This is a genomic window from Veillonella sp. T14073-2, assembly GCF_002959875.1.
Classification (GTDB): Bacteria; Bacillota; Negativicutes; order Veillonellales; family Veillonellaceae; genus Veillonella; species Veillonella infantium.
Genome location: NZ_PPDC01000007.1, coordinates 19497 through 41726 on the forward strand (window position 1 = coordinate 19497; position 22230 = coordinate 41726).

Annotated in this window: 22 protein-coding genes, 1 tRNA gene and 1 pseudogene; 2 read left to right on the forward strand and 22 right to left on the reverse strand. The window is 39.1% G+C overall.

The annotated features are described in order from the left end of the window. Nucleotides 1–78: 78 nt before the first annotated feature. From VCHSUH04_RS07585 to VCHSUH04_RS07625, 9 genes are all read right to left on the reverse strand, one after another. Complete coding sequence (locus tag VCHSUH04_RS07585) at nucleotides 79–885, reverse strand: hypothetical protein (protein ID WP_054747324.1); 807 nt, start codon at nucleotides 883–885, stop codon at nucleotides 79–81. A gap of 72 nt (nucleotides 886–957) precedes the next feature. Further along, nucleotides 958–1500, reverse strand: a complete 543-nt coding sequence (locus tag VCHSUH04_RS07590) for a hypothetical protein (protein ID WP_105086038.1) — start codon at nucleotides 1498–1500, stop codon at nucleotides 958–960. 37 nt (nucleotides 1501–1537) lie between these two features. Next, complete coding sequence (locus VCHSUH04_RS07595; RefSeq protein WP_105086039.1) at nucleotides 1538–2044, reverse strand: hypothetical protein; 507 nt, start codon at nucleotides 2042–2044, stop codon at nucleotides 1538–1540. A 71-nt stretch (nucleotides 2045–2115) separates the two neighbouring features. After that, nucleotides 2116–2547, reverse strand: a complete 432-nt coding sequence (locus VCHSUH04_RS07600; protein WP_105086040.1) for a hypothetical protein — start codon at nucleotides 2545–2547, stop codon at nucleotides 2116–2118. Between the two features lie 20 nt (nucleotides 2548–2567). Beyond that, nucleotides 2568–3383 (reverse strand): DUF2262 domain-containing protein, encoded by an 816-nt coding sequence (locus tag VCHSUH04_RS07605; RefSeq protein WP_105086041.1) that lies wholly within the window; start codon nucleotides 3381–3383, stop codon nucleotides 2568–2570. A gap of 118 nt (nucleotides 3384–3501) precedes the next feature. Then, on the reverse strand, nucleotides 3502–4332 hold the full coding sequence (locus VCHSUH04_RS07610) for a DUF6630 family protein (RefSeq protein ID WP_105086042.1): 831 nt from the start codon (nucleotides 4330–4332) through the stop codon (nucleotides 3502–3504). A 258-nt stretch (nucleotides 4333–4590) separates the two neighbouring features. After that, a complete protein-coding gene (locus VCHSUH04_RS07615) occupies nucleotides 4591–6735 on the reverse strand; it encodes a YadA-like family protein (RefSeq protein WP_105086043.1) in 2145 nt (714 codons plus the stop codon). 227 nt (nucleotides 6736–6962) lie between these two features. Then, nucleotides 6963–7039, reverse strand: a tRNA-Arg gene (locus VCHSUH04_RS07620). Between the two features lie 48 nt (nucleotides 7040–7087). Next, a complete protein-coding gene (locus VCHSUH04_RS07625; protein WP_105086044.1) occupies nucleotides 7088–8092 on the reverse strand; it encodes a 5'-nucleotidase, lipoprotein e(P4) family in 1005 nt (334 codons plus the stop codon). A gap of 269 nt (nucleotides 8093–8361) precedes the next feature. Here VCHSUH04_RS07625 and VCHSUH04_RS07630 point away from each other — a divergent pair, with 269 nt between their 5' ends. Beyond that, nucleotides 8362–9243 carry a hypothetical protein gene (locus VCHSUH04_RS07630; protein ID WP_105086045.1) on the forward strand — a complete coding sequence of 294 codons (882 nt, stop codon included), beginning with the start codon at nucleotides 8362–8364 and terminating at the stop codon, nucleotides 9241–9243. 77 nt (nucleotides 9244–9320) lie between these two features. Here the strand turns inward: VCHSUH04_RS07630 and VCHSUH04_RS07635 are convergent, their stop codons facing one another. The 9 genes from VCHSUH04_RS07635 to purB all read right to left on the reverse strand — a co-directional run bounded on the left by VCHSUH04_RS07635 (nucleotide 9321) and on the right by purB (nucleotide 17639). Then, nucleotides 9321–9605, reverse strand: coding sequence for a hypothetical protein (locus VCHSUH04_RS07635; RefSeq protein WP_105086046.1), 285 nt, complete (start codon nucleotides 9603–9605; stop codon nucleotides 9321–9323). Between the two features lie 109 nt (nucleotides 9606–9714). After that, nucleotides 9715–11196 carry a DNA polymerase IV gene (dinB, locus tag VCHSUH04_RS07640; protein ID WP_105086047.1) on the reverse strand — a complete coding sequence of 494 codons (1482 nt, stop codon included), beginning with the start codon at nucleotides 11194–11196 and terminating at the stop codon, nucleotides 9715–9717. 2 nt (nucleotides 11197–11198) lie between these two features. Beyond that, nucleotides 11199–11543 (reverse strand): helix-turn-helix transcriptional regulator, encoded by a 345-nt coding sequence (locus tag VCHSUH04_RS07645; RefSeq protein ID WP_009352539.1) that lies wholly within the window; start codon nucleotides 11541–11543, stop codon nucleotides 11199–11201. Between the two features lie 541 nt (nucleotides 11544–12084). Next, on the reverse strand, nucleotides 12085–13368 hold the full coding sequence (locus VCHSUH04_RS07650) for an adenylosuccinate synthase (protein ID WP_105086048.1): 1284 nt from the start codon (nucleotides 13366–13368) through the stop codon (nucleotides 12085–12087). A gap of 74 nt (nucleotides 13369–13442) precedes the next feature. Beyond that, a complete protein-coding gene (locus tag VCHSUH04_RS07655) occupies nucleotides 13443–13715 on the reverse strand; it encodes a helix-turn-helix domain-containing protein (RefSeq protein WP_105086049.1) in 273 nt (90 codons plus the stop codon). 1 nt (nucleotide 13716) lies between these two features. Beyond that, nucleotides 13717–14067, reverse strand: a complete 351-nt coding sequence (locus VCHSUH04_RS07660) for a type II toxin-antitoxin system RelE/ParE family toxin (RefSeq protein WP_105086050.1) — start codon at nucleotides 14065–14067, stop codon at nucleotides 13717–13719. Between the two features lie 273 nt (nucleotides 14068–14340). Then, entirely contained in the window at nucleotides 14341–14802 is a 462-nt protein-coding gene (tnpA, locus tag VCHSUH04_RS07665) for an IS200/IS605 family transposase (protein WP_105086051.1), read from the reverse strand. Between the two features lie 268 nt (nucleotides 14803–15070). Further along, nucleotides 15071–16219: an MFS transporter gene (locus VCHSUH04_RS07670; protein ID WP_105086052.1), complete on the reverse strand. Its 1149-nt coding sequence runs from the start codon at nucleotides 16217–16219 to the stop codon at nucleotides 15071–15073. A 124-nt stretch (nucleotides 16220–16343) separates the two neighbouring features. Continuing rightward, nucleotides 16344–17639: an adenylosuccinate lyase gene (purB, locus tag VCHSUH04_RS07675; protein ID WP_005385009.1), complete on the reverse strand. Its 1296-nt coding sequence runs from the start codon at nucleotides 17637–17639 to the stop codon at nucleotides 16344–16346. 330 nt (nucleotides 17640–17969) lie between these two features. Here purB and VCHSUH04_RS07680 point away from each other — a divergent pair, with 330 nt between their 5' ends. Next, entirely contained in the window at nucleotides 17970–18380 is a 411-nt protein-coding gene (locus tag VCHSUH04_RS07680) for a CAAX protease (RefSeq protein ID WP_105086053.1), read from the forward strand. Between the two features lie 160 nt (nucleotides 18381–18540). Here VCHSUH04_RS07680 and VCHSUH04_RS07685 read toward each other — a convergent pair. From VCHSUH04_RS07685 to VCHSUH04_RS07700, 4 genes and pseudogenes are all read right to left on the reverse strand, one after another. Further along, a pseudogene (locus VCHSUH04_RS07685) lies at nucleotides 18541–20169 on the reverse strand (malolactic enzyme); the annotation flags it as partial. Between the two features lie 126 nt (nucleotides 20170–20295). Beyond that, nucleotides 20296–21141: a hypothetical protein gene (locus tag VCHSUH04_RS07690; RefSeq protein ID WP_105086055.1), complete on the reverse strand. Its 846-nt coding sequence runs from the start codon at nucleotides 21139–21141 to the stop codon at nucleotides 20296–20298. Between the two features lie 4 nt (nucleotides 21142–21145). Then, entirely contained in the window at nucleotides 21146–21550 is a 405-nt protein-coding gene (locus tag VCHSUH04_RS07695; RefSeq protein ID WP_009352440.1) for a biopolymer transporter ExbD, read from the reverse strand. Continuing rightward, entirely contained in the window at nucleotides 21547–22152 is a 606-nt protein-coding gene (locus VCHSUH04_RS07700; RefSeq protein WP_105086056.1) for a MotA/TolQ/ExbB proton channel family protein, read from the reverse strand. Before VCHSUH04_RS07700 ends, VCHSUH04_RS07695 begins: the two co-directional genes overlap by 4 nt. Between the last annotated feature and the right edge of the window lie 78 nt (nucleotides 22153–22230).

Here is a 22230-nt window from a genome sequence, read left to right on the forward strand (position 1 = left end):
TAAATTTACACCTTTATAGTAACAATTTTATATTTGCACATTTATATGTACGCCATAGATCAGTGCATTTATCGATGATTATTCCTGAACAACCTCTTTCACTAGTTCATAGGTGTCTATGAGACGCAGTTTTCCAATCCTAGGCTCATCTGTAATCTCCTCATAGATATCCTCAAGCGTTCTTCTTGGTGCTAGTGTCCATAATTTACACGGATATAGTTCAACTGTCCCGATAATTTCCAAATTATCCAGTAACAAGCCTAAGTCCTTATGATTGAACCAACAGTCTGTATCGATACCAAAATTTGTATTATCTTTTCGGCATGCGATTTTGCTGTTTAGAAACTGCTCCATTGTCGGTTTTTCTTCTTGTAAAAGCCGCGTACAGGCTAAATGATATTCGATTTTCCGCGGTGATTGATCCACGTCAGAGACAAAAATAGCACCATACTCGTTTTCAAATTTAACAGCTAATACGTCGCCCACCTTAAAATAAGGTACTCTTTTTGTTTTAGATTTACGAACCTTAATAGGCTTCGGATTTTCGCTCTGTAGCTGTACTGCTAACTTATCCAATACCTTTTGACGCTGTTTAAGGGCCTTATCATCGATTTCCAGCCAAAACTCATTAGGACCCTGAGCGATTATATCCAAGGCTTTCTGTTTAATATCAGTTGATAGATGCCCTATCTTCCATAACGAATAGGCCACCGCAGTCCAATAAATTTCTGTATAAAACTCATCAGTACAAAAATTTTCTTCTTCACTTAAAATGTCAGAAATGATCGTATCTACACTGATACCATCCTTGTACCGCTCAACAATGGCATTATAAATATCATGACCGTCGTCACTATCTATGATCTTCACTCCGTCAATTGCCATACGATTCTCCTATAACAACACAAAACCGCTTGAAATACTCTTTTATTGCTGATTATTTTCCCATTTTACATATTAAAAAAATAGACTTTCATATGGTGTAATGCTACTATCCTCTTCATGGTAAAAGCCTTGGTACAGAGGTTCTCGATGTGCCGCATCATAGAACTTTTGTAATTCAACAGCCACATTTGCTTCGGAAGGCATACCTAGCGCCTTGACAACCTCTTCCCATATTTCCATTTCTGTATAAGAAGCGATTTCATCATAACGCTCATTGGCATAGGCTTCGAGAGTATCCATGTCTGTATACTGGCTGGAGTCACAATAATCATGCCAGCAAATGCTATATACCAACAAATAGATTAAATCATCTATACTTTCAGCTATACGACCACATTGACCTTCGCTGCTGACATAACCGATAGAGCCATCCTCTAATTGATGATATTCACCGCCGGCACCATCTCGAGCAAAAGCCTTTCCATCCAAGGAAAAGGTGCATCGCCCCTCTACCTCATCCCGCTCCGTTGGCTCATCGAGCAAAAAGAAATCAAATAAAGCATCAAAATCTGCTGCTAAGCTAGAGTCTTCCTGTAATATTTTTAAATAATCCATATTCTTACCTCTTATAGATTCGCATATTTACTCTATTTCATCTCTTATTTTCCCGTAATTCTAACAACGTAGAAACCTCGTCCATATCGAGATTAAACATGTTACTTTCAAGATTAATAGGTTCAAAATAGTAACGAACTATATCTGTACCAAATTCATCTTCTAAATTGGCCCATTCTGCCCCTGAAAGCACGGTAAACCCAAGCGTATCGTTTCCAAGGCTTTCAACAAACCAGCGCACCTCATAATCAGGCTGAACGAAGTCGTTAAAGTATTTGATGGTTACATCCCGATCTTTCTCATCACCGTAAGGAATTAAGAGTTCATTATCGCCCTTTTGTAACACAATATCGTCACCATATAGCTTGCCATTGCTAACGGTTTGAATGTGGATAGGCTCATCCATCATATCATTAAAATAGCGCACCACATCTTCGTCATCCTCGCGCCAATCAATCCAGATAATAGCTTCAGAATCAAATAAATCATTTACATCAATGTCATTGACAAAGAAACTTCTTAACTCTTTATACAGATTTTCCATCGTCTCTCTCCTATGTATCACTTATATCTTTAGCTAAACTGCCACACCAGTGTCACCACTTTAAAACAACTTTATAAAGTTTCGTAAATCACATCTTGTTGAGCCGTAAAGTTTTCATCAAAGGAAACCAAAATATATAGATGTCCTGCTGGGGATTTTCCCACATCATAGCCTAGCGCAAATGCATCGTAACAACCTGACTTATCTAGCATAATATCGGTTAAGGTTAGTACAATAGACTCTTCTTGCGGTATTTTCTGTTGTATGAGTTCCTGTGCTAGTTGATCTAATTCATCTAATTCAACATATAATTGTTCCCACATTGGCAGTGAAAGCACCTCAGCCTCAGTATAATTGGTGCAACTAATATTAAGTTTTTGAAAGGCTTGTCCTTCATTCTCTAAACAATTAGTGCCCAATCTGCGAGATACAAAGTAAACGCCATACGGTTCTTCAGACCAGCTTTCAACATTCCATAAAGTCATTAATTCGGATTTTCTCATCAGGACGCTCCATTAGTTAATCATCCCGCAATATCTGCATCATCAGGGTTTCCCTCCGCATCAATATGAGCTATGATACAGTGCCCCCAGAAGATATCATCGTCGTCATAATAGACCTCTATGGTGCCATCGTTACGAAATGCCAATTCACCCATCGTAATACGCTTAGCAAATACGTCTGACGTAATCGGATCTTGGTCATCATTGTCGAGCCAATCATTAGCAAGATCTAGTAATTTTTCACTAATATAGGTACTAATTCGTTGTTCAAATGCTTTAAAATTATCGATTGTATTGAAAGCAGCCAATGCTACGGTACAACTTTCATCAGAGTCCTCATCCACATCAAGGGTGAAAGCATAATCATCAATTCTGGCTGTGTAATATTGATACTCTCGATTTAACAGGAAGTCACCCCGGTCAGTATGAAGGTATTTAGGGGTTTTCAAATACGCCGACAACGCCTCTAATTCTCTATGTTTAGCATGCTCCTCTAATACCTCAAGCACATAATAGCGATTATTCCAAGAGGGGCGCATATAGCCCAAGTCCTCTAAAGGCTTTGCTTTCTTAACCAATAATTTATAGACCCCATGGGGCTCAAAAGAATAACCCCATCTATCATCAAGGCCCTCAATAATCCACGTCAAAATGCCTTCGCTACGGTCAAGCATACCAGTTCGAGTATCTAGGATAGCATCGGTGTCCACCAGTGGTCTATGATACTTATCTAAATAAGGACTAGCCCCATTCGCATCGCTGCGTGGCAATGCATAGATTTCAAACTCTTCCGATTCAAACTCTGCTTCATATTCTGGTAAACGTACAATACTCATATGACTCTCTCCTATTCATCACATTTTACGGTACAAACTATTTACAGTTAGAACTACATCCTTTTACAGATGATGCCATAGTATAATTACTTCTATAACATTAAAATGTTCTGTTGCATCACAAGTGTTCAGCTACATCAATTCTATGTAATAGTTCTTTCGCTAGTTCTTTGGCTATTTTGAATTCCTCATTTGAAAGCACCATAAGTACAAAGCTATCGGTTCCTGTGTCCATGCCTGCTAACGTATAGTTTTCCCACGTAGAATTAAGACTAGCACACCAGTCCATAATAACTTGATCTTCATCTAATGTTGCTGTATCAATAGTTAGATTTTCTCTAGTATCTAAAGACTTATTACGTATTAACTTCTGTACATGATAAATAAAATCCTCTAGTTCACATTTACAGTCTAACTCTACGGCATATCCTTTAGAGAGTAGTTCCTCATAGAGGTTCCACCAGCTATCTTCCAATTCTTCCAGGGAGCTCAACTTTACCTTGGTCATAAACGATTTAGCTTGTTTTGCATCACCTAGCAACAACGTTGCTAATTCTGTAAATGTAGATCGCATCTGATCAATATCTAGATACACTGCTTCTACACACAAACTATAGTCAGGTACTCTGCGTTTTTTCATAAAAGCCCGCATCATCTTCACTGCGTCAGGATAACTTACATCAGCCATACGATAGGTCTTGCCATCTATATCTAAGAATAAATCTACTGCATCCTGCGTTTTACCTACACGTGCTTTCATGGCTGTACATCCATCGATGGCATGAGGTGGGTATAACTCCATGTACATATAAAATCCATCATGCATAGCCTTTAAGGTATTATCTATTCCGACTATATTAAAACCGTTTCCATTAGAACCAGGGCTCTTCAAGCGCCATTCTTCGAAATTATCAAATAGTTTTTCTTGAATCCAATTGTAAAAGCTCATATGCACTCTCCCCCATATACTGCTGTTTACATATAATGTTTAACTGACTATGTAACTAAATATGTAACTAAATATGTAACTAAATATGTAACTGAATATGTAACTGAATATGTAACTGAATATGTAACTGAATATATATCTTAATTATATCATTATTAAGGAATACTTATAATGAAAGCATAGGATAAAAAATACCCCTACAAGATACGTCTTGTAGGAGTATTGATCACACTATTTGGATTCTTATTTAGGTTCTAATTATTTAGATTCTAATTTAGCTGCCAATTCAGTATATTTTCGTTCTAACTCATTATATTTTTCAGATAGGTCTTTCATATCTTTCTTGAGTTGTGTAGCATCTTCAGTAGTTACCTCTTCAGAGCTTTTACCAAATTTAAAATTGGCACCTAAGCTAATAGAATTACGGCCGTTACCAACGGTAGTAGCAGCATTAAACATGGTGTTTTTATTAGGGCGATAGAACGCACCTAACGCCGCTGCATTAGCATTTTTATAGTTACCAAAGCCAACGGAGTAGGACCATTTGTCATGTTTATCAAAATCTAATGGATGCAAGCCAGCTAGTGCTGCAGAAGCAGCCGCTACGCTAGATACTTGTTGATCCGTATACGCCTTAGCTTCATTCAAGCTATTCGCTCCACCATTAATAATACGATTATTTAACGTATTAATATCGCCTTCGATCGTAGTGATACGGTTTTCATGATTATCTACTACATCTTTAATAGCATGCAGTTGAGAGCCATTGACTGCATCAGTAGATGTAGCAGATACACGACCTGCTGCTACATTTGTAATGGTACGTTCTGCACCACTATCACCAATGCTCAATGTACCAACTGCATTTCCACCGGCAAAGTTATAAGTTCTGCCGCCGATTACACCGGAACTAGTAGATACAGCTGTGTCAGTAACAGACTTAGCACCAAGTGCAATGCTGTTATCTGTAGCAGCCTTCGCATTTGTACCAATAGCGATGGAATTTTCATTAAGAGCTTTAGCTGCATTGCCTATTGCTGTAGCATTCTTGCCAGAAGCCTCTGCGACAAAACCAATAGCATTGGATGCAAAGCCTGTCGCTTTAGAGAGGCCAATCGCATTAGCGGCTCTGCCGGACGCTACGGAAGACACACCAAGTGCTGTAGAATATGTATCAGATGCTTGCGCATTATCACCGATAGCAGTGGATTGAGCACCAGTTGCTTTGGAAATAGTACCTACTGCAGTACCACCCCAGCCAGTTGCTACAGAGTCAGTACCGATGGATACGGCTAATTCATCAGCCGTCGTATTTCTACCAATTACAATACTACCTGCCTTAGCAATATTAGCTGCTTTACCGATAGCAATAGAATCAACGCCATCTACAGTCGCATTCGTACCGATAGCGATGCCATTTTCCTTTGTTGTAGTTGCGCTATGACCGATTGCTAAAGAGTCCTTTTCTGCTGCGTTAGCTAATGTACCAGCAGCAAAGGCACTTTTACCAGCACTAGTAGAATAGTTGCCTAATGCTACAGAGTCCTCATTAGAAGCTGCAGTTTTAAAGCCCAATGCGGTAGAATACGCACCGCTAGCATTTGCATAAGATCCCACTGCAGTTGTATTCATAGCAGTTGCTTCCGAATTGAAACCAAATGCAGAGGACTGATTACCAGAACCTGTGGAGCTATAACCTACTGCTGTAGCGTAATCATTTTTTGCTTTTGCATTATAGCCAATCGCTGTGCCCATAATGTTATTGGCCTTTGCATTATTACCAATAGCAACTGTATTTAGAGCAGTTGCTTCTGCTTTACGACCAATGGCATACGCATCATCGCTTGTTGCTTTCGCAGTATCACCAAAGGCGATAGCATTATTACCTTGAACCTTAGCACCAGTACCACCTACCAAAGCATTATTACCTTTAATGGTATTATTCTTACCTAAAGCCACCGAGTTTTGTCCGTCAATACTATTATATGAACCAACTAATAAAGAATTAATCGCATTGTCATTATTGGCATGGCCAAAGCCGCCTACGATATTATTAGTACCACCAACAGTATTGCTAGTACCTACTACCAAGCTGTGAGTAGCAGAGTTTGTATTATACCAACCTGCTACGATACTGCCCGGACCAGATGCAGTATTATTCATTCCAGAGGTGATACTATTAGAAGCAGAAGGTCGAACTGTATTATTATCACCACCGAGCAATATATTATTTACAGGAGAGAACATACCATTCTCAACTTTGTTATTTCCACCATAAGCAATAGAATTTTTCATGCTTAGTGGCGCAGCAGTTGTAGCACTAATATCTAAATTGGATGCTGCAAACCCTGTTGTAGTAATAGTTGCAGTGATCATGACTGTTAGCAGCAATTCTTTTTTCATGTGTTTTCCCCCTTTTAAGACAACACAAACAATAAACCTAAAAAAGATTCAAAGCTATCTAATGGAACTTGAATCTTATTGTACCTCTCTATACACTATTCATTGTGAAAATATGAATAAAATATGAATATTACCCTAATATTATAATTCTAGCTCATAAGAATTGCAAGATAATACAAAAAAGAAGGCATACTGCTTATAAAAGCTGTATGCCTTCTTTTCTATACTGGTGCGCCTAACCGGAATCGAACCAGTGACACGCAGTTTAGGAAACTGCTGCTCTATCCTACTGAGCTATAGACGCATGTATACTTTATTATATCGTTTTTAATAAAGTATACGCAAGGCGTCCTTATTGTTGTAGGTATTGGTTGTTCACTTGTTTTTGTTCTTCTGGGCTTAGGTTTTGGTAGCCTTTAGCTAATGCACTTACCCAAGATCCATAAGCAGGGTTTGGGAATACTACAAAGGTAGTACCAAAGTCTTCTTTATGAGCATAGATGATGTCATTTCTTTCAGCTAGTGTCTTGCCTTTTGTGCCGATTGGAAAATCACCAGCGTTATCGCCCATGTATAAAACGACAGCATATTTTTTAGCAATCGCATCAAAGCGAGGTTGTTTGTCAGAGTCTTTTTCGAATAGTAGTACATGGTCTTTATCAACGGATGGGAAGCCTAATTCTTTAAAGTTTTGTATTGTTACGTCAAGGTTTACTGGGGCGTAACGGTTTGATACGTAGAAAATTTCTACACCTTGTTTATGTACTTCATTTAAAAATTCGACCGCACCTGGCATAGCGCGAGATTCGCCTTTATGGACCGCTGCTCGCCACCAAGGACCATCGAATCTACCATTACCATTAGCGATGCTTTCACCCATCAGTTTTGTATTATCTACTACTGTTTCATCTGCATCAAGAACGATAGCTAACGGCTTTCTCTGATGCGATGGATCATAAACAGCCATTTTAACAATATTCAGCGCCACGTTGTACCCCTGATAGACTAACGCTCTGTACTCAGCAGAGGTGCGCATCCATAACAGACCCATCGTCTCTGTGTCAGCTTGGTACTGCTGCTTTTGCTTGAGCGCTACCTGTTCCGCCTGTATTGCCGCATCATTCACCACAGCACCATTAGATACTCCATTATTAGCTGCTACATTATTGACTACCGCATTATTAGCTACTGTAGTATTAACAGGCTGAGCCGATTGCACCTGAGTTGTAACAGTAGTAGGAACGACGCTACTTGCTTTCACCGTCGTCGGAGAATCCGCCTTTACTACAGAACCTACGCAAAGGCTGCTACCAAGACAGGCCACCGCTACATACCATGCCAAACTACTACGTTTCATAATTGCCTCCTAACCACATTTGATCTCTGCATAAATACAATACACAATGTAATTCTACATAGTTATGCAAAATCCCTCTATAGATTTGTATGTTTTCCCAAAATAATAAAGAGCCTATACATAATATCTCCATTCAATTAAATTTAGATAGCTGTATACACTCTTTTAGAGATAAGTAAATACATCTTTAAAGCTATCTATACAAAGAATATGCTATAATACAGCTGTTGATAGTATTAGAGAGTTCTTATAAAAAAGAGGTATATGTAATGAAACTATGTAAACGATCAATTATTACCAGTTCACTATTAGTTGTATTAGCTATATCATCTGCATATGGGGCTACACCTGTACAGCCAAGTGAAAGCACAGACGCTGCAGTGGTTGAGATGGATTATTCTAATATTCCAGAGCTAAAACAATCTATTGAAAGCGCAACTCCAGCTATAGTGCAATCTACGCTTGATGCTACTAAGGGAAACCCGACCAAAGATAAACCCGTCTATTCAACGGTGACTATGTCTGGTAACCGTGTTGTATCCGTAAAAACTTATAAATCTAAAGAAGAACAAGAAAAGGCCATGTTAAAGGAGCGTAAACGCTTAGATAAGGTTACTGCAGAACGTCAGGCTAAAAGAAAAGATGAAACACGCACAGATATGCTAAAAGGTTTAACACCAATACCGTCCTATCCACCTGTTAGTGAAACACGCGTATTACAAAGTGAAATGTTCTCTAGACCATTCGGCAGACAACTCGATTTGCGTTTAGTAGAGGCTTATACACAAGATTATGACAATGCAAAGCCAGGCGATATTTATGTCTATGCAGATTATGTGGACTATACATCTAAGCAGCTATTAGGTGAAAAAGATGGCACTACTGCTATTTCAGCTATGATTCTACGTGTAATCATGAGAAAAGACGAAAACAAAGCTTTCAGCATCGATGTAAATGCATACTTCATAAATCCAACAACACATACCATTTCCATAAGTCGGTCCGAAGATGTAAAAGGCATCGATATCAAGAAAGAGGAAAGAGCTGAAGCTGTATTTAAACTACCATCCCACCAATTGCAAGCCGGCGATCCGCAGTATGAAATCGCTAAGCTTATGTATCAAGACCTAACAAATAAGAAATTTGATTAATAATATTTAAATACAATCTCCATGACAAAAGCCCCTCCTTACTATGTCCTACATAGCAAGGAGGGGCTTCGTCTTAGTTACGCTGGACGGCTCCAGTCGACTTGTACGTCGATAGCTTCCCACATGCGTGTTAAAGCTAATTTTAAGTTATCCAAAGATTCTAATGGTTTTACATTCAATCGTTCATATGTATCAAGACCTGTAGCATGCTCGATGGCATGTTCATTGTTCAAGTAAGCGATAACCTTATCAGCCCACTCTTGTTCAGGTAAATCTACGGACACTGTTTTTGTTTCTGTGTCATAGGACAAGAAACCATTGCTGTTGATGCCATAATGGATGGCTACACGAAATAAACTCATATCTATACCTCTCTTGCGGTAATTTTTAAACACTATATTCATATTGTAACATGAACAATTATATTAGTGAAAGTATTCAATATAAACTTTATGAGTCTATTGTATCAAGTTATATGTCTTCGTTAATGTCGCCTACATCATCATTCTTATATAGGTCAAGGCCCTTATCCATTTTAGCAGATTCCACATCCTCATTAGTAGATTGTGCATCTACTGCAGACTTTAGTTCCGACCGTTTTCTACGCGTTCCATTGTCTCCGTGAAAGCGCTGCCATAATGCACCACTCATAACGGCCGTTTCACCAAATTTAGACTCTAATGAATCTAATACCCCAGCTAGTTTATTTTCAGTCTCATTTTTAGGTGATTCGAAAAGACTATCTTGCATAGGTACCTCTTCATCGAGACCACTCACGGTAAGGCCTAATAAACGGATAGAACCCGGAGGATCCATAAAGGCAATCTCACTAGAACCACCATAGTTTGAACTACTATAGTTTGAATTAATAGATTTTAAATTTGTAGATTTTAAATTTGTAGATTTAACCTTCGTAGTAGCTCCTAACACTTCAATGTCTTTCTTTGTGCCTTTCGGTTTTTTACTGGTCTTATCTTGCATGAGTTTATTCCACAAGAGCAATGCTGTTTCAAAGAACACATGCTCATGGTCTGATGGCGTATCTAACCGCTTTTGGCGGGATACGGTGGTGAAATCATCGTAACGAACCTTAATAGACACGGTGTGACCTAAGAGGTTCCGTTTTCTTAATCGTTTTGATAAGCGGTTCGCAAAGTATCTAAACTCTAGTTCTATAGCACTGCCATCTGTTAAATCTTCTTCATAGGTTTCCTCAGCTCCGATAGACTGTATTTTACGATCTGTTTCCACCGGTCTATCGTCTATCCCGTTAGCCAGTTCCCATATGCGGCGTGCCTGATTACCAACGAGAGGAATTAAACTGCTTTCATCAGGTAACGCTTGAATATGACTCATCAAGTGAAAGCCCCCTGTTTTCAAGATTTTCTCCGTACGAGGACCTACGCCCCAAATGCGTTTAATCGGTAACGGAGCTAAGATTTCTTTTTCACGGCCGTAAGGTATGACCACAAGGCCATCTGGTTTATCTAAATCGGAAGCTAGTTTGGCAAGGAATTTGTTCGGTGCTAAACCTGCAGAGATGATGAGTCCAGTTTTTTCAAATACGCGGTCTTTAATGGCTCTGCCCAGTGCTTTAGGGCCACTGTACATGGTAGACATACCGCTCACCTCGAGAAAGGCTTCGTCGATAGATAAAGGCTCAATATAAGGAGTAAATTCCTTCATAATGGAAAATATCTGCTGAGATACCTCTTTATAGCGATCCATGCGAGGATATACGTAGATACCATCGGGACAAAGTTTCTTAGCCCGTGAAATAGGCATGGCGGAATGAACACCATATTTGCGCGCCTCATAGGAACAAGTAGCAACGACACCACGTGAAGAAAGACCACCCACAATTACGGGGTGGCCTTTATATTCTGGATGATCCAATTGTTCGATGGACGCGAAAAATGCATCCATATCAACATGCATAATCCATCGTCTCATTGTTACGCTTCTTTTTCGTGCTCAGAAATACGGCAGTATTTAATTTGTGCGCAAATACACTCATCCTTAGATTTATATAATTGAGGGATGATCTCTAAAATATCGCCAAATGTAGCTTCATTAATGGAATAACGAGTCCATAAGCCATTACGTTGAGAGTTAACTACACCTGCATCAATTAAGATTTTCATGTGGTAGCTCAACGTAGATTGAGACAAATTGAAGCTAGCTAAAATATCAGCTGCACATAATTCATTGCAAGACAACATATCGATGATGTGTAATCTTGTTTCATCGCTTAATGCCTTAAAAATCGTAGCTAAACGTTCATAAGAAACTTCAACCATATCTTTAACTCCTCAAATCCGTATCAAAAAATATCAATCTACTTTCTTCACTCTATTATATACTATTTCTTAATGTAAATCTATTTTTTTCTTTATATTTGTATCTTAATAATTTATTGTGAATACCATTTTCATATAGATGAGTAATTTTTACCACATTATAAACTGATTTAATCACGTCATAGTTTGTATATTGTGAATATTTTAAATAAATTTTCATCTCATAGATTTATTTAGTTATACACCAAACTGTATATATAAAAATTTTATGCAATATTTTTCTATAGAATTTTTGATATACACCTTTTACGATAACCTTATAGCATACTTCGATATACCGCACCATATTAGCAACCGAAAGGATTAGATATATTATACTTTTTTTGTAGTCTAATTCATTTCATTACAAAAGGCTCCTCTTAGAGGAGCCTCATCTGTATAATTCTATAAATCGATTGCATAGCAGTAAAATTTTAGAAATTATACTGCTACATCGACACTATCGAATGCAATCATTTGTACTATATCAAATTAGTATAGCTTAGAATACGTTTACTAAATCAATAGTTTGATTACGATTGGGGCCAACGGATACGATACCCAAAGGTACGCCTGTTACTTCTGCAATGCGTTCTACATATTTGCGAGCATTTTTAGGAAGGTCTTCGTATTTACGGATACCAGAGATATCAGTTTCCCAGCCTGGTAATGTTTCGTAAACAGCTTCGCATGCTTCAAGATCTTTCAAGTTAGCTGGGAAGCCTTCTACGTCTTTACCATTCAATTTGTAACCTACGCAGATTTTTAATTCTTTAAAAGTATCAAGAATATCTAAACGAGTGATAGCGAGGTAATCAAGGCTGTTAAGACCTGCAGCGTATTTTACAACCATAAGGTCTAACCAGCCGCAACGACGAGGACGACCAGTTACAGTACCGAACTCATGACCAAGCTCACGAAGGTTATCGCCTGTTCCATCAAGAAGTTCTGTAGGGAATGGGCCTGCACCAACGCGTGTTGCATAAGCTTTTACTACGCCGAAGATATTTTTCAAGTAGTTTGGCCCAATGCCAGCACCTGTGGAAGCACCACCAGCGATTGGATGAGAGGATGTTACGAATGGATATGTACCATGATCAAGGTCAAGCATAGTAGCTTGCGCACCTTCGAATAATACCTTTTTATCCTCTTGAACTGCTTTAAGAACAGCAATATTAGTATCTGTTACATATGGTTTCAATGCTTCAGCGTATTTGATGTAATCCGCTAAGATTTCATCGTAGTTAACAGGTTCAGCATCATAAACCTTAGTAAGCATTTTGTTTTTGAATTCTACATTGTATGCTAATTTTTGTTTGAATGTTTCCAAGTCATACAAATCGCAAATACGGATGCCAATACGATTAATTTTATCAGCATAGCACGGACCGATACCATTTTTAGTAGTACCGATTTTAGCATCCCCTTTGGATGCTTCCTCTGCATTATCTAAAGCGATATGATATGGCATAATAACATGCGCACGATCAGAAATATGAAGGGATTTTGCAGATTTACCTTGTTTTTCAAGGCCTTCAATTTCTTGTAACAATACTTTAGGGTCAATTACAACACCAGTACCAACGATATTTTGCTTGTTATCATACAAAATACCGCTTGGTAACAAGCGAAGTGCAAATGCTTTGTCATCTACCACAACAGTATGACCTGCGTTATTACCACCTTGACTGCGCACTACAACGTCTGCACGTTCTGCGATCCAGTCAACGATCTTACCTTTACCCTCGTCACCCCATTGAGTGCCGATAACCATACTTGTTGCCATATCTATATCCTCCATGTGAAAGTCGAAATAATTCATTATCATTATACAACAATGTTCGGACTCTGTGAAAGTATTTATACAAATTCAATCTTTAGTTTCTTCCCAAAAGCACGCGCTATTTTCTGCAGAGTTTTCAAAGAAGGATTTCCATTACCATTTTCAATCTTGCTAATATCAGACTGGGTAATACCTGTTAATTCAGATAACTGCATTTGAGTCAAATGAGCTGCGAGACGAGCCTCTACAATATTTTGAATGATTTGATATTCATCCTCTAACTCATCCCACTCTTTTTTAAACTTCGGATTTTTTAATTGTTTCTCTAAATATTGATCTAACGTTTCCATATTATGTATACCTCTCAATATAATCATTCTTATATCTAACAGCTAACTCAATAGCATTCTTCGGTGTTTTCATAGATTTTTTTATAAAACCATTAGTTAAAACAATTCGCTTTCCTACAAAAAAGAAATACAATATTCTAGAAATATTTGAACCTTGCTTCGTTCGTAATTCATAAATACCATCTTCTAAATGTTTAGACTGAGGCTCTCTCAAACGATTACCATATAATTCAAGTATCTTTAGATCTCGGATGGTTTTAGCTCGTTGCTTATCTGAGAGCTCATTTAAGAATACTTTTGCGGGCTTTTCTCCACTAAGAGTTTCATAAAAAACAACAGAAAACGTATCCATCTTATTCCTCCTAATGCTAGAAGAAATCTTCACTTAAATTATATGTTAAAACATATATCTAGTAAAGATATTGAAATATTGAAAGTCAAAGTCTTACTATAACCAATATAAATATCTAACCTTCGAAAGTAATCAGAACCACCCGTAAAACGGGTGGTTTGCTCACGGGCTATAAGCCCGTAGTACTAGGCCAGCGCCTAAAGGCGCTGGCTTTCACTACGTTCAAGCCGCATAGCCATTGACTCGTAACGTTCCCCTCAAAGGGGATATGTATTACTTGCTACCCTTAAAAGGGTCTTCATATTCTTTTACACTAAGTTTATCTTTCATTTGGTCATGTAACTCTTGCTCACGTATATATTTCTTTACTGTAGCCTCATTTAAACCTACTGTACTAACATAATAACCCTCAGACCAAAAGTGTCTATTTCCAAATTTATACTTTAAGTTTGCGTGTTTATCGAACATCATTAGAGCACTTTTACCTTTTAAATATCCCATAAAAGATGAAACTGATATTTTAGGTGGGATTAATACTAGCATATGCACATGATCTGCCATAAGCTCCCCCTCTATAATCTTGACGCCCTTATATTCACATAAACGTCTCAGTATTTCACGCAAACTATTTCTGTATTGATTATATATAATTTTACGTCTATACTTAGGTGTAAATACTATGTGGTATTTGCATAACCATTTTGTGTGCGCAAGGCTCTGTGTCTTTGTTGCCATATAAAATCACCTTTCTTTTGCATATAATGCGGCTTGAACACCTACATTATACTTAAGTAAGGTGATTTTTTTGTATAACTTTCGTTGCCGCACCCGCATAGCGGGTGGTTTAATGATTCGCGACTACGTCGCGAACCAGTCTAAAGACAATAAACAAATGGGAGGTGACCATTAGTCACCTCCCATGTATTGACATTTTATCTAATCAAAATATTCTATTTTAGTTAGTCGAAATCTCTACGTTTTTATTCTTTTTATTATCCTAGTATTATTTCGGTTCCTTAAGCCATAGGCTCATTAAAAGCCCCATAAGTCCTACAGGTATCAATGTCATCAATGCTGTTTGCACACCATAGATATCAGCTAAATGGCCTACATACGGAGTTACAAGGCCACCTAAAGTAATACCTAGACCTAAGGTAATTCCCGATGCAAAGCCAGCGTTTTTAGCAAGGTATTTTTGACCGAGTACGGTAATTGGTCCATATTGTGAGAATACGCCAAAGGCTATCGGTATCATAGCACCGAAGAAGCCCCAGATATTAGGCACAAATATAAACACTAAAACGGATGGCAAGAAGATAAGATTGCCTAAGCGCACCGTTTTAAGGAAGCCTAATTTATCAGATAAAGCCCCGCCCATATAGGTAAGGACTGCACCCATTGCAAAGTACATAGTTAGCGCCAAGCTAGAGGCACTAGCTTCACCGTTAATAACGGTAATGTATAGAATAGGAATAAAGATAGATAGTACAGAGAACAATATGGAGCGAGAAGCAATGACAAAGAATAACTTGCCGAAGCTTACCCAATCGTTGGCACCAGTATTAGTGGACTTAGCAGAGCTTTTACTTTCACCAACAACATCGGTAGCCGCAGAACCTGTAAAGGCATACACATACAATAACACGCCAATTAAAGCAATGGCCGTGAACACCCAAAGGAACTGAGCGCCAAAGACGTACACACCACCAGCAAGGAGCGGCCCCATTGCAAAACCAGCACTACCACCTACGGCAAAGCGCCCCATAGCATTACCAAGCTCATTGGATTGCATACGGTTTACAAGAAGTGCTGCCTCAGGATGGAACAATGCAGCCCCAAGGCCTGCAATGAGCGATAGAGCAAGTATCATCTCATAGCTCGTCGCCAGTGCAATGGAACTAATGGAGACTAATGTTATGGAAAAGCCTACTGGAATAAACCAAGGCACGCGCCAACGATCGGCCACATAGCCCAATGCAGGCTGCGCAATAGAGGCTACCACGGTATTACAGAAAATAATAGATGCCGATTGATAATAATTGAGCCCAAAGTTAGCAATAAAAAACGGTATGAGCGCCGCTAGCGAGCCTTGCCCAAAGTCATTAATACAATGAAAAATAGGTGGCCCATACTTTCGTATAATACGTTTCATATAACCTCCTAGTTACTTTCAAAATAAAAAGAGTAGATATAGCCAACACCTAATGCATGTGCCATAGGCTGTTGGTCTATACCTACCCTAGTCTTTCATATGTTATATGGGAAGTACCCTACAATTATAGTCCAAAGCGAGCCATGATTGTATCAACATGTTTCAATAATTTATGCGGATCGAAGCATGCATCGATTTCTTCAGCAGTCATATATTTCTTGATATTTTCATCAGATTTAAGACCTGTAGCGAAATCTTTGCCTTCAAGCCAACGTTCCATAGCATATTTTTGAACCCAACGGTATGCTTCGTCACGCACTGCACCTTTATCTACAAGGTGAGTCAAAATTGTTTGGCTGAACACAAGACCACCTGTAAGGTTAAGGTTTTTAAGCATTGTTTCAGGATATACTAACAATTTATCAATTGTGCGGATTGTAAGGTGAAGCATGTAATTCAATGCAATTGTTGCGTCTGGCAAGATGACACGTTCTACAGAGCTGTGAGAAATATCGCGTTCATGCCACAAAGCTTGGTCTTCGTAAGCAGATTGAGCATAGCCGCGAAGCAAGCGAGCCATGCCGCAGATTCTTTCACATGTAATAGGATTGCGTTTATGTGGCATCGCAGAGGACCCCTTTTGTTTAGGGCTGAAATATTCTTCTGCTTCCCGCACTTCAGTACGTTGCAGATGACGGATTTCCAACGCAATTTTATCCAATGTACCGCCTACAACAGCGATAGTGGACAATAATTCAGCGTGACGGTCACGTTGTACGACTTGTGTAGCGATTTTAACAGGTTCAAGACCTAATTTTTCGCATACATATTGTTCTACGAATGGATCGATGTTGGAGTATGTACCAACAGCACCGGATAATTTACCAACAGCTACGCTTTTACGAGCATGTTCCATGCGTTCGATGTCGCGTTCTACTTCAGCCATCCACAATGCTAATTTCAGACCAAATGTAGTAGGTTCACCATGAATACCATGTGTACGGCCGATCATAGGTGTATATTTGAACTCAGCTGCGCGACGACGCAATACTTCGTGCAAACGTTTCAAATCTTCAATCAAGATGTCGCATGCTTGTTTCATCATGTAACCAAGCGCTGTATCTTTAACGTCAGTAGATGTAAGGCCAAGATGAATGTATTTAGCCGCTTCAGGACCTACGTATTCGCCTACTGCTGTTACGAAGGAAATGATATCGTGGTTTGTTTCCTTTTCGATTTCATGAATGCGTTCAACGTCGAAATTGCCTTTTTCACGAATGGCTTTAGCCGCTTCTTTAGGGATAACTCCCAACTCAGCTTGCGCCTCGGATGCCAATGTTTCTACTAATAACATTGTGTCGAACTCGTTGCGTTCGCTCCAAATATGGCCCATTTCTTCTCGTGTATAACGTGGTATCATGATGTCTCCTTTGCATGATAAAAGCTAGATTTCTTATAGGATAATTGTACCATATGTGAAAGCTCCATTCAATGAATGGAGCTAAATTTTCCGAATGATAATCACATTAAATTTACTAATCGTTCGTATTCGTTGAAGATGACGGCCATTCATTGAAGTCTTATGATACGTTTTGACTTATGATGACTTTACTTATGACGCCTTTCTAAATAAACAATTAATAGAATTGAGTTATATTAACTCCGTCTCTATGTATTCGTGCTAATAAAATGATATACTAGAGCTATCTGAAATATACATGCACTTGTATATCATTATTGGGAGGCTTTCATGGCAAATTTAAATCGAAAAGAACGCCGCGCACAGCGCAACGAATCTAACATTCTAGGTATTCTATTACGCTTATTTTTCGGACTCAGCTTTATTGGCTTGGCGATAGTATTATTTGGGGAATTTGATATCAATTATGCATTCTCCATCTTTACTGCAGATATCATCGTATCCTTAATTTATGTCATACTCAACAAGTCTCGCATTACTACATCTTTAGCGGTCAACACAAATGTGCGCGTTATCATCGCCTTTCTTATCATGCTAGTGACTATGTTCTTCTACGCCTTTGCTTTATGGCGTGTCGATCAATTTAGTGCACCTATGCAGATCACATTATTTATCGGTGGCGCCATCGTATATCTTGCGGTGTTCAACTCCACTAAGACAATGCTTACTAATCAAGACTAACAAATATTTAATACTACATAGATTACATACGTATAGGAACTCAAAATTATTCTATAAAACAAAATAGCAAGCATAACAAAAGAGGCATATCTTACATACATGCGTATGTGAGGTATGCCTCTTGTTATTGTTTATGTGTCTGTTGATGAACTGCTATTAATTATTTTTTGTATTCTGGTTTCCACAAGATGGCATCAATCGCTGCATCAACATCTTGTTCAGGTGCTAAACCTTCTTTGATAGCACATTCAGCAACAGCTTTAGCAACTGTACGAGAGAATTGTGTTAGTTTTTCTACCGGTGGTAATGTAGCTGCACCTGGTTTTGTTGTATCTACAATATCTTGTAAAGAATGAGCTGCTGCGGAAATCATAGCATCACTTAAGCGAGTTGCATTGACGGCTAATACACCAAGACCTACCCCTGGATAAATAAGTGCATTGTTCGCTTGGCCAATATCATATGTTACACCGTTAAGTTCGATAGGTGAATATGGTACGCCTGTTGCGATGAGTGCCTTTCCATCGGTCCACTTTAACAGATCTTCTGCACTTGCTTCTGCTAATTTTGTTGGGTTAGATAATGGGAAAATAATAGGTCTTTCCACATGACTGGCCATTTCTTGGACAACCTCTTTTGTGAAAGTACCTGGTGCTGTTGATGTACCAACGAGGATTCCTGGTTGTACAGCTTTAATAACAGCATGTAAATTAGTTAATTCATTAGCATTAGCGAATTCAGAACGTTTGCGAGCAAACGGTTTTTGCTCGACTGTTAAGTCTGTCATGTCATCAAACAAGAGACCTTGTTTATCTACGAGGTAGAAACGACTTCTAGCTTCCTCCTCGGATAGCCCTTGCGCTACCATTTCAGACATTACGAGGTTGGCGATACCTACCCCTGCTGTGCCAGCACCAAAGCATACATATCTCTTATCAGTTAATTTGTCACCGCTAATTTTGAGTGCTCCTAAGATGCCTGCAAGGGAAATGATGCCAGTACCTTGAACATCATCGTTGAAGGTAGCAATTTGAGGACGATATACTTTTAAAATTTCAGTAGCATGATCACGACCAAAATCTTCCCAATGTAGGTATAATTTAGGGAATTTAGCTTCTACGTGACGAACAAAAGTTTCAATAAATTTGTTGTATGCATCTCCTGTGATGCGGTTTTTACGAACCCCTAGGTATAATGGATCGTCAAGAAGCTCTTTTCTATTTGTACCAACATCAAGTACAACTGGTAGTACCCATTCAGGATTTACACCTGCTGCTGCAGTGTAGACCATTAATTTGCCTACAGAAATATCTACGCCGTTAGTACCCCAATCGCCAATACCCAAGATTTCTTCTGCGTCAGTAACTACAATTAATCGAATATCACGACCATCTGCAGCTCGTTCTAAAATGGAATCAAGTTGATCTATATTTTCTTCTGTAATATAGGCTGCATATTCTGGATCAATGAATTCGTGGCTAAAACGCTCTATACTTTCAGATATAACCGGATCATAAACGATTGGCATCATTTCAACAACATGCTCGCTAAATACTTTGAAGAATAGAGTGCGATTTGTAGAGAAAATGCGCATTAAGAATTCACGTTTTTGTAAAAGAGAATCTTTGCGGCTAAATAACTCATAAGTTTGAGTTGCTTGCTGTTCTAAGGTTTGTACAACTGGAGGCAATAAACCTTCTAGACCAAGGTTTTTACGTTCTTCCTTTGTAAAGGCGGTACCTTTATTTAGGAAAGGATTGTTCAAAATTTCATAAGCTTTCATATAAACCTCCTGATAGGAACTACTTGGTACGGCTTACTAGTGTACCTACTTTTATTATACACTAACTGTCCATCAGTTTTATGAACACAAAAAGAGGCATATCTTGCATACATTTGTATGAGATATGCCTCTTTATTGTCCTAGAATAACGGGAACCGCTAAGTAAACAGGTTCACCCCGTCGGTTAACGATGGAGCCACTGCTTTTGATGATGCGCAGCGCTTCGTCTCGTACAGCTTCTGGTACATCGTCCACAATCAGTGGCGTATGTTCCCCAACGATGACATTACCGTTAACATCAAAATTAACTCGTACTACCACCTTGCCTGTTACGACAGATGCTCGCCCCTGTTCTTGCACAGTCCGCAAATAGTCATGAGGATTAATATCTGGTTTTTGTAAAAGTGCTTGTTGCCCTGGCGTCAATAGACTCAATGCTAAATCAGATAAGAAGGATAAGTCACTAGATTCAGGCAATCCATCTCCAGTTGCATTTGGATCCGATGTTATATTTTTACCGATAGGCGCTTTACTATTCTTGGAAGATTTTCCATCCTTAGAATCAGCTCCGTGCGTAACTACAGCTTGTTCACTGCTACTCGTTTCCGATTCAATAGCCTTTGGAATGACCCATTCTCGGCGCACACTAGATGATGCTGTACTTTCACTTAACGCTTTAGTACGTTCATCCTCTTGCTTGCGCTCATCCGCCAAAGAATTCGCCTTAGGTGCCGCTCCTTTTGGAGTTACATCCTGTGTTTGTTCCATAGGTTTTTCCACTGGTTTCGGTGCAGTTTCAACAGCTTCAACCCCGGTGTCGCTTTCACCATCATCAGGCAAATTAAAGCTAATTTCCGCCGCATCATGGGCAGCACCTGTACCTGCCATTCCTCGCAAAGAAAGGCCCATACCAGAAATCAGTATAGTCGTAATCCCCAAGGACACAATAAAGGGTTTCAAATAATGCGATTCAAACATAGAATCACTTCCGTTCCGTAGCGACGCTAATATATTTAGCGCCATTCACCTTGAGCATGTCTAAAAGGGCGATAACCTCGCTATAGTAAACATCTTTAGATGCGCGAATGACAAACGCTTGTCGAGGTGCTTGTTTCACGATGGATTGTACCTCTTCAGCCAAGCGGTCGGAAGAGATTTCCTGATTGTCGATATATAGCGTGTGCGTTGTGGTGAGCGTAATCGTAATAGGTTCAATAGATTTTGCTGTAGATGTCGATGCAGACGGCAAGTTTAGCGGAATTTGCTGTTCTGTATTCATGTACAACGTGCCCACCATGAAGAATACCAATAAGAAAAATACGATATCGATCATAGGAATGATCATGATGGTCGGTTCTTTTTTAACCCCTAATGTGCGCCGTCTCATACATCATGCTCCTCGTTGTACGCATCGAGGATGTTGCCGCACTCATGCTCTAATGTAGTAATAGAATCGTTGACCTTTGCCGCACAGTAACTGTGAAAGCCAAGAGCAATGATGGCTACGGTCAAGCCTGTAGCCGTTGCCACTAAGGCTTCGGATACACCTCCAGTAATGATAGTAGGAGCACCAATATCGCCGCCTACTACAGCAAAGGCGCGAATCATACCAAGCACGGTCCCCAATAGGCCCAATAAAGGAGCCATCGTTACAATCATGCTGAGCCAGCTAAGACCACGTTTCAAACGCTCATCGGCATAAGATACGATATCTTGCAACCGATTCTCTAAGCTATTGTAGTTCTTAGCGTTACGAATTGCACGAGCAAACAAAGAACCTAGCTCCAATGTGTCACGTTCCAATACGCTCGGCAACATAATCCAACTTTGGTTCTTTTCTAAAACCTTATTAAAGCGACGCAAGTCCTTTGTAAACTTGCGATACAAAACGATTCGCTCAATGCCAATCATCAACGCAAAGAGCAAAAAAATTACTAGCGGATACATAACAAATCCACCAGCCACAAATAAATGCGCTATGCTACTCATACTAACCTCCAAAAGCCTTTACCCTCTAGGCCCCATTAGAATTAATTATATCACGTTTTAAGGTATCTAAAAATATCT